Source organism: Moorena sp. SIO3I6, assembly GCF_010672095.1.
Genome location: NZ_JAAHHU010000227.1, coordinates 1 through 8,120, shown reverse-complemented (window position 1 = coordinate 8,120; position 8,120 = coordinate 1). Strand labels below are relative to the sequence as shown.

9 protein-coding genes and 1 pseudogene are annotated in these 8,120 nt (G+C 45.6%); 7 read left to right on the top strand and 3 right to left on the bottom strand.

Translation table 11 applies throughout. The annotated features are described in order from the left end of the window. Positions 1-84: 84 nt before the first annotated feature. The gene (locus F6K49_RS32115) at positions 85-987 is read right to left on the bottom strand and encodes an aspartoacylase (protein WP_293027000.1); all 903 of its coding nucleotides are present in this window, start codon (positions 985-987) and stop codon (positions 85-87) included. A 2-nt stretch (positions 988-989) separates the two neighbouring features. On the opposite strand from F6K49_RS32115, the gene F6K49_RS32110 reads away from it, so the two are divergent. Beyond that, positions 990-1,316 carry a hypothetical protein gene (locus F6K49_RS32110; protein ID WP_293103145.1) on the top strand — a complete coding sequence of 109 codons (327 nt, stop codon included), beginning with the start codon at positions 990-992 and terminating at the stop codon, positions 1,314-1,316. Between the two features lie 49 nt (positions 1,317-1,365). Beyond that, positions 1,366-1,935, top strand: a complete 570-nt coding sequence (locus tag F6K49_RS32105) for a DUF1802 family protein (RefSeq protein WP_293027044.1) — start codon at positions 1,366-1,368, stop codon at positions 1,933-1,935. A gap of 162 nt (positions 1,936-2,097) precedes the next feature. Here the strand turns inward: F6K49_RS32105 and F6K49_RS32100 are convergent, their stop codons facing one another. After that, positions 2,098-2,286, bottom strand: a complete 189-nt coding sequence (locus tag F6K49_RS32100) for a hypothetical protein (RefSeq protein ID WP_071105291.1) — start codon at positions 2,284-2,286, stop codon at positions 2,098-2,100. Between the two features lie 76 nt (positions 2,287-2,362). Here F6K49_RS32100 and F6K49_RS32095 point away from each other — a divergent pair, with 76 nt between their 5' ends. The 5 genes from F6K49_RS32095 to F6K49_RS32075 all read left to right on the top strand — a co-directional run bounded on the left by F6K49_RS32095 (position 2,363) and on the right by F6K49_RS32075 (position 7,879). After that, positions 2,363-2,536, top strand: coding sequence for a hypothetical protein (locus F6K49_RS32095; protein ID WP_293103142.1), 174 nt, complete (start codon positions 2,363-2,365; stop codon positions 2,534-2,536). A gap of 255 nt (positions 2,537-2,791) precedes the next feature. Further along, a complete protein-coding gene (gene purL, locus F6K49_RS32090) occupies positions 2,792-5,377 on the top strand; it encodes a phosphoribosylformylglycinamidine synthase subunit PurL (RefSeq protein ID WP_293027010.1) in 2,586 nt (861 codons plus the stop codon). A gap of 236 nt (positions 5,378-5,613) precedes the next feature. Then, the gene (locus F6K49_RS32085) at positions 5,614-6,588 is read left to right on the top strand and encodes a transposase (RefSeq protein WP_293027013.1); all 975 of its coding nucleotides are present in this window, start codon (positions 5,614-5,616) and stop codon (positions 6,586-6,588) included. A gap of 13 nt (positions 6,589-6,601) precedes the next feature. Next, positions 6,602-6,871, top strand: a complete 270-nt coding sequence (locus F6K49_RS32080) for a hypothetical protein (RefSeq protein WP_293027016.1) — start codon at positions 6,602-6,604, stop codon at positions 6,869-6,871. Positions 6,872-7,189: 318 nt separating this feature from the next. Next, positions 7,190-7,879, top strand: a complete 690-nt coding sequence (locus F6K49_RS32075; RefSeq protein WP_293027020.1) for a Uma2 family endonuclease — start codon at positions 7,190-7,192, stop codon at positions 7,877-7,879. Positions 7,880-7,886: 7 nt separating this feature from the next. Here F6K49_RS32075 and F6K49_RS32070 read toward each other — a convergent pair. Then, positions 7,887-8,120: pseudogene (locus tag F6K49_RS32070) on the bottom strand (4-hydroxyphenylpyruvate dioxygenase); the annotation flags it as partial.

The following is an 8,120-nucleotide window of genomic DNA, read 5'->3' as shown; positions in this document are numbered from 1 at the left end:
ATCTCCCCATCTCCCCATCTCCCCATCTCCCCATCTCCCCACTCTTTCCCTGTTCCCTGTTCCCTGTTCCCTGTTCCCTAAACACTAAGTAAGTATTTCTTTTTTAGTCAAACACATCGCTATTCCTTTTTCATAGTAAGCAACTTCATTAATAAATACTGGCCAAACCGTGGCGTCTTCTTCATAGTAAATTGTGGTGCCATCGAAGGTAAGAAACATCGGGTCACCAGGATTGAGTTCTTGATAATCTCTGCCCTGGAGCTCAGGATGAATCATACCTTCTAGTTCACCAGCTTTGTTTCTGGGATAGTCAACTACTTTTAAATAGTGATAAATGGTAAGGGGATAAGTGTTTGATAATAGTTTACCGTTATTATAATCTTCAATATAATCTAACGTGGCGTGAATTAAGGCTTCAGTTTTCTGAAAAATAGCGCCCTTGAGACTAGCTGGTGCAATGGGACCGACTTCAATAGAACACCCGAAATTACATAGAGAGTTTAGAAAGGGATTTTCTTTACCTGGTTCAATGGAACTTAAAACTCTAACTAAGGGGTCAAGGGAACTCAGATAAGCAGCGAGTTGCAAATTAAAGGGGTCGTTGTTGACGAGAATTATAGTAAACCCCATATTAGCACTGCTACTGTGCAAATCTAGAATAAAATCTACCTGGGAATTGCCTTTTGGTCCTAGGGTTGTAGCCATCTCTTTTGCTCGGGTTTGTTCATAGAAAGAAAGCTCAGGATTTTCCAGGTCACTTTTAGCAAAGCAGCGGTTTAAGTCTGTATCAATATATCTCCTAGCCGCTTGAAAGGCTTGGGGATTACCTATTTTTGTCAAGGTTTCAAAACTAGGTCTAGTGATTAATTCTGGAAACTTCTCAAACTTTTTGACTAGGTATACACCGGTAAATTCATTGCCGTGGGTTCCTCCTACAATAGCGACTTTGTTAATAGTTTTACGGTTGTTTGCTTGAGAATTACTCATGGGTGGTTGGTATAGCAAAGGGAACAGGGAACAGGGAACAGGGAACAGGGAATCGGGAATCGGGAATCGGGAATCGGGAGGGTGGGGCGGGGGCGCGGGAAGTGTGGGAAGTGTGGGAAGTGTGGGGGAGATGGCCAGATGGGGAGATGGCCAGATGGTACATTCAATTTTCTGGAGGCCACTGCCGACTCCCTACTCCCTACTCCCGACTCCCTACTCCCGACTCCCTACTCCCGACTCCCTACTCCCTACTCCCGACTCCCTACTCCCTACTCCCTACTCCCGACTCCCTATTCCCTACTGAGAGTAATATTGGCATTCTATCCTAGGAAAACGCAAACCTCTTATTGTTATTGGAAAAGTCCCATTACTAAATTTATGCTTTCAACTACTACCCATGCCCTCAAAGAATGGGCTGTTGCGGTTGATGCCTTAGAAGCGGGCAAAACGATTATGCTGTTACGCAAAGGCGGTATTCGTGAACAGGGCAACTGCTTCAGTGTGGCTCACCACAAGGTTTTACTCTACCCTACCTATGAGCATCAAAAGCCTAATTTGCTTAAACCTGACTATGGGGGAGTTGTGAAACCTGTGCCCTCAGGTTGGCATCCGGAAACTGTTCGGATTGGTAGCTGGGCGTCTATTACTGATATTTTGCCAGTAACGGAGCAATCCACTGTTGCTGCGCTGCTACCCTATCATATTTGGAATGAACAATTTGTGAGTGAGCGTTGGAAGTGGAAGCCACGTCAACCTTTATATGTACTGCTTTTGCGTACTTATCAGTTACCTGAGCCTGTGATCACTCCCTACCACCAAGAGTACGGAGGCTGTCGCTCATGGATTGATTTAGTTGAACCGATTTCTTACGAAGGAGTTGTACCAGTTTGGAATGATGGGCAGTATATCGAACAAGTTAGAGAAATTCGTAGTCTGATCCAGGATTGACTGGGGAAAAGCAGGCTAATTGCTCTGGTGGGCAGTGCACCAGACAGATAATGAAGCTTGCAAACCGCGTTGGTAGGCACTGCCCACCCTACGATTCATGACTTGCTCTGCGCATTCCCCCCAGTGCGTGCAAGGCCATAAGTGGATAACCTCGATAACAACTTAATAGCTCTGTCCGATCTGATACCCTTCTAAGTAAACTGGACTGTCGCTAGCTTCGGCTTGTCTTTGGAGACCGGCTAGGAGTCCTTGATTAAATAAAACGTATTCGATTGTGTCTGGGCTATAGCAATTGTATTGATAAACTAGGGTGGATACAGAGTATGCTAGATGATCGAAATTCCTAGACATAATGGATTTGCCTCCAATGGATAGATTAATGGATAGATTGATAGAGCTGCGCTTTTAGGGGTGATAAGATTGTAAGTTGCAGCTATGCTTATACAGTAATACGGGGAATAGACCGGAGACATTACCCACGTGGGTGATTTTATTGTGGCTAAGGAATTGGCAAGGTATAGCAGAAGTCAGAAGTCAGAAGTCAGAAGTCAGAAGTCAGTGGTCAGCGGTCAGCAGTCAGCGCTCAGCCGTTGGCCAATAGCCACTCAAGTAGCCTGCGCGTAGCACATAAGCTGTTAGCGTAGCGTGCGCGTAGCGCATAAACTAAAAACTAAAAGCTGATAGCTGATAGCTGATACCTGATACCTGATACGCGATGTTCCTTTGGAAGCGCTTCGCGATCGCACGCAAAAATCCCAAGGACGGGAACCAAAGGAGCTGAAGAAGTCTGGCTATTGATCATAATTGGCTCAATACTCTATAAAATAATCTCTGTGCCGTTTGTGCCCAGAGTGATATGCCCACTAATTCCTCTACCTCCTTTTCCCCAGAAGAGATTGCTGCTGAAGGGTTAACCCCTTCTGAATATGAAGAAATTGTCCAGCGCCTAGGGCGTCATCCCAATAAAGCTGAGCTGGGAATGTTCGGTGTGATGTGGTCGGAACATTGCTGCTACAAGAACTCCCGTCCTCTACTGAAGCAATTTCCCACAGAAGGCAAACGTATTCTAGTCGGTCCTGGGGAAAATGCTGGTGTTGTAGACTTAGGTGATGGGCTACAACTGGCCTTTAAAATCGAATCCCACAATCACCCCTCAGCAGTAGAACCGTTTCAAGGAGCTGCTACCGGAGTAGGGGGGATTCTACGGGATATTTTTACCATGGGAGCTCGCCCGATTGCGGTCTTAAACTCTCTGCGCTTTGGGACTTTGGATAATGCCAACACTAGACGATTGTTTAATGGGGTAGTAGCAGGAATCAGTCACTATGGCAATTGCGTGGGTGTCCCTACTGTAGGGGGTGAAGTTTACTTTGACCGGGCATACACTGGTAATCCCTTGGTGAATGTGATGGCTCTGGGACTGATGGAAACTCCAGAAATTGTTACCTCTGGAGCCTCTGGAGTTGGAAATCCTGTGCTCTATGTTGGGTCCACTACCGGTAGAGATGGCATGGGAGGGGCAAGTTTTGCTAGTGCGGAACTTACGGATCAATCCCTAGATGACCGCCCAGCGGTGCAAGTGGGGGACCCGTTCCTAGAAAAGTCTTTGATTGAAGCGTGTCTTGAGGCATTTCAAACCGGTGCGGTAGTAGCTGCTCAAGATATGGGAGCCGCTGGGATAACCTGTTCGACTTCAGAAATGGCAGCTAAAGGGGGCTTGGGTATTGAGTTCGATTTAGACCTGGTGCCAGTGCGAGAAACCGGTATGGTGCCTTATGAATACTTGCTGTCGGAATCCCAAGAACGAATGCTGTTTGTTGCCCACAAGGGTCGAGAACAGGAACTGATAGATATTTTCCACCGTTGGGGACTCCATGCTGTGGTAGCAGGTAAGGTAATCGAAGAACCTTTGGTCAGGATTTTGTTCCAAGGAGAGGTAGCAGCAGAAATCCCAGCTACTGCTCTAGCCGATAATACTCCAATTTATCAGCGGGAGCTATTGACAGAACCACCAGACTATGCTTTACAGGCTTGGGAATGGCATGGGGATTCCCTCCCTCCCTGTAATGTTAAAGGTATTGACATTAACGGCAAACATTACAGTTGGAATGACATCCTAGGTCAACTCCTAGATACTCCAACTATTGCGTCGAAACGTTGGGTTTATCGCCAGTACGACCACCAAGTCCAGAACAATACCTTAATTTTGCCAGGAAACGCTGATGCTGCGGTGATTCGGTTACGCCCACAAGGGTTGAATGTTGAAAGGTTGAATGTTGAAAGGTTGAATGTTGACAGGTTGAATGTTGTTCGCGAAGCGTGGCCGAAAGGCCAAGGTTCAACTGAAACTAACCTTAAACCTGCTAACCTTAAACCTGCTAACCTTAAACCTGCTAACCTGCAACCTGAAACTAACCTTCAACCTGCTAACCTTCAACCTACTAACCTTCAACCTGAAACCAACCTTCAACCTGTAACCTCGTCTGGTGGTGTGGCGGCAACGGTGGATTGTAATTCCCGTTATGTTTATCTTGACCCCTATGAAGGGGCAAAGGCTGTGGTAGCAGAAGCAGCAAGGAATCTCAGCTGTGTGGGTGCAGAACCTTTGGCAGTAACCGATAATCTGAATTTTGGTTCTCCTGAAAAGCCTGTGGGTTACTGGCAACTGGCCTCTGCTTGTGCAGGAATAGCAGAGGCTTGCCGGGAAATGAGCACTCCTGTGACTGGGGGGAATGTTTCCTTGTATAACGAAACCATTGATAGTGACGGCAATCCTCAGTCGATTTACCCGACGCCAGTGGTAGGGATGGTGGGATTAGTTGCTGATATTACTAAAACCTGTGGTCAAGGTTGGCAAGCTGAAGGGGATTTAATCTATTTATTAGGATTGGGGACTAAATACTGGGAAAATAGTCAATCCCAAACTAAATCCCAAATTACATTAGGTGCGTCCGAGTATCTGGCAACTATTCATGGCATGGTTGCGGGCAAGCCACCAGTAGTGGATTTTGATTTAGAGCGTCGTATCCAAACGGTAACGCGAGAGGGTATCAGTCAAGGTTGGGTAAATTCTGCTCATGACTGTGCTGAAGGGGGATTAGTGGTGGCTTTGGCTGAATCCTGTATCGCAGGTAAGTTGGGGGCAGACATTACTCTAGGCTATAGCTCCGAGTCGTTAGACCTGCGCTGGGATCAGGTGCTATTTGGTGAGGGGGGGAGTCGGATTCTGGTTTCTGTGAGTCCTCAACAGGAAACAAGTTGGGAATCTTATCTACAGCAACAGTTGGGGGATGAAGGATATTGGCAACAACTGGGTGTTGTTCAAGGGGAAAATGCTGGTTTACGAGTACTGGTAGGAAATGGTCAGTGTGTGATTGAGATGACAGTTCAGGAGATGTGTGATTGTTGGGAAAATGGGATTGAAAGGCGTTTGAGGGTTTAGGAGGGAATCGGGAATCGGGAATCGGGAATCGGGAATCGGGAATCGGGAATCGGGAAACAATCTTGTGTACCTTATTATTATGAGAACCGGTTTAGGGATGTTCCTTTTGAACCGTTTTGCGAAGTTCGTTTGGAACCGCTTTGCGATCGCGTCTGCAACGTTTTTTAAAAATGTTAAACAGGAATTGGCTGACAAGGGCTTTGCTAAGATAGCATAATTCAGCTTGATCATACTCAATGACCAATCCAAGAGCCGATTACGATAATCCCTGGAAAGAAGCGCTTTCCATCTATTTTGAATCCTTCATGGCATTCTTTTTTCCCGAGATTGACCGTAACATTGACTGGGAAAGAGGCTATGAATTTCTTGATACAGAATTCCAACAGGTGGCTCGAGATGCAGAAATTGGCAGCAGGGAAGCCGATAAACTGGTCAAAGTTTGGCGACAAGACGGTGAAGAAACGTGGGTACTGATTCATGTGGAAGTACAGAGTCAGGCTCAGTCAGTCTTTGCGGAAAGGATGTACGTCTACAACTATCGCATCTTTGATATGTATCGACGGAAGGTAGTCAGTTTAGCTGTTCTCGCTGATGATGAAGAGTCTTGGCGACCAACTGAATACAATTACGAGATTTGGGGTTGTCGAGTTTTATTGCAGTTTCCAGTAGCTAAGCTGTTAGATTATCAGCTGTCTAAACTAGAACAAAGCACTAATCCTTTTGCTGTGATTGTGGCTGCACATCGCACCACTCAGCAAACTGTTCAAAATCCCGAGGGACGGTATCAGGGCAAATTAAGCATTGCCAAGAGTCTTTATCAACGAGGGTATAGTAGACAAGATATCCTAGAATTATTCCGGCTCATCGACTGGATGATGACATTACCGGATAGCTTTCAGATTGGGTTTAAACAGCAAGTCAGACGTTTTGAGGAGGAAAGCACAATGCCTTATGTTACTAGTATAGAGCGCCTTGCTCGTAAAGAGGGGATGGAAGAAGGCATTCTCCAAACTAGTCGAGAGACTCTTTTGGAAGTGCTTCAGGTACGATTTGAGGATGTGCCAAGGGAGTTGGTTGAGACAATTAACCAGATTGACTCGGTCTCTGTCTTGAAAACCTTGCTTCGACAAGGAATTACTATTGCTTCTGTTGAAGAGTTTCAGGGTTGGCTTGACCAATTGCTGTCTCTTGAGCAAGAACAGCAGTTTTGAGGAAGAAAGCACAATGCCCTATGTTACCAGTATAGAGCGCCTTGCTCGTAAAGAGGGGATGGAAGAAGGCATTCTCCAAACTAGTCGAGAGACTCTTTTGGAAGTGCTTCAGGTACGATTTGAGGATTTGCCAAGGGAGTTGGTTGAGACAATTAACCAGATTAAGTCGGTCTCTGTCTTGAAAACTTTGCTTCGACAAGGAATTACTATTGCTTCTGTAGAAGAGTTTCAGGGTTGGCTTGACCAATTGTTATCTGTTGAAGAGAACAGGAAGCTTCATTAGTGGTGTAAGCATTCAGCATACAGCTGAATGCTAGGGAGTCTTTATTTAGTATAATTATATCAACTAATTTTTTGGTTATATTGGCCTAAATTCTTCTCCCCGATTCCCGATTCCCGATTCCCTTAATTTTATGGATAATGATATCGTTTTGTTTCTAGCTACTGTTGGTCTACTCATCCTGTATCTAGTATTTTCTGCTCTAACTGAGATGGGTACCAAGTTTCCTTGGAAGAAATAATAGTTGATGGGTTTTTCCAAAACCTTTAACACTCAACCGTCAACCGTCAAGAATCTGAACACTATAACAGAGGTCAAGCAATGGTTGCACCCCTATCTTCTCCGACTAAACTAGACGTCATCTACCCCGAACGTGATGGAAAACCGATGTCAGACAATACTAAACAGTTTCGCTGGATTGTCACAATTCAAGGCGGTTTAGATGCCCTGTTTCAGGATGACCCTAATGTCTTGGTGGTAGGAGACTTACTGTGGTATCCCGTAGAAGGCAATAATAAAATTTGTACTGCTCCTGATGGGATGGTGATCTTTGGTAGACCCAAAGGTGATCGTAGTTCCTATCTACAGTGGAAAGAAGATAATATCCCCCCACAAGTGGTGTTTGAGATACTCTCTCCAGGAAACACCCTCACCGAAATGGCCAAAAAACTGGCATTTTATGACCGCTATGGGGTTGAAGAGTATTATCTCTATGACCCAGATAAAGTGGACTTGAGTGGCTGGCTGCGTAATCAGGGTAAGTTAGAGGTGATTGACTCGATCAGCGATTGGGTGAGTCCGAGATTGGGGATTCGGTTTGATATGAGTGGTACACAACTCCAGATCTATCGACCGGATGGCAAGCCTTTTGCTACCTATCTTGAGTTAGCCCAAGGGAAGCAAGAAGCTGAATCGAGAGCAGAGCAAGCTGAAGCCTTGTTGGCTCAGGAACGACAACAGATGCAAGCCCTTTTAGCCAAATTGCAGGAAAAAGGGATCGAGCTGGAATAGCTTGAATTCACCTGGATAATTCACCAGTTCCTAAAGCTCCTCGCTTGTTCTGTTCCCGCTCGATGGCTTCAAACAAAGCACGAAAATTCCCTTCTCCAAAGCCCTTGGCCTGAAAGCGGCGCTCAATGATTTCAAAAAAGAACGTAGGCTTCCCAAAAATGGGCTTGGTGAAGGTTTGAAGTAACAAAGCTTGGGGAAACTGTTGCTGCCAATCTACTAAAATTTCTCTGGTAGCAATTTC

Excerpts from the sequence above, each read along its gene's own strand:
- purL (WP_293027010.1), top strand. The coding sequence starts at position 2,792 with ATGCCCACTAATTCCTCTACCTCCTTTTCCCCAGAAGAGATTGCTGCT.
- F6K49_RS32100 (WP_071105291.1), bottom strand. The coding sequence starts at position 2,286 with ATGTCTAGGAATTTCGATCATCTAGCATACTCTGTATCCACCCTAGTT.
- F6K49_RS32085 (WP_293027013.1), top strand. The coding sequence starts at position 5,614 with ATGACCAATCCAAGAGCCGATTACGATAATCCCTGGAAAGAAGCGCTT.
- F6K49_RS32080 (WP_293027016.1), top strand. The coding sequence starts at position 6,602 with ATGCCCTATGTTACCAGTATAGAGCGCCTTGCTCGTAAAGAGGGGATG.
- F6K49_RS32115 (WP_293027000.1), bottom strand. The coding sequence starts at position 987 with ATGAGTAATTCTCAAGCAAACAACCGTAAAACTATTAACAAAGTCGCT.
- F6K49_RS32075 (WP_293027020.1), top strand. The coding sequence starts at position 7,190 with ATGGTTGCACCCCTATCTTCTCCGACTAAACTAGACGTCATCTACCCC.
- F6K49_RS32105 (WP_293027044.1), top strand. The coding sequence starts at position 1,366 with ATGCTTTCAACTACTACCCATGCCCTCAAAGAATGGGCTGTTGCGGTT.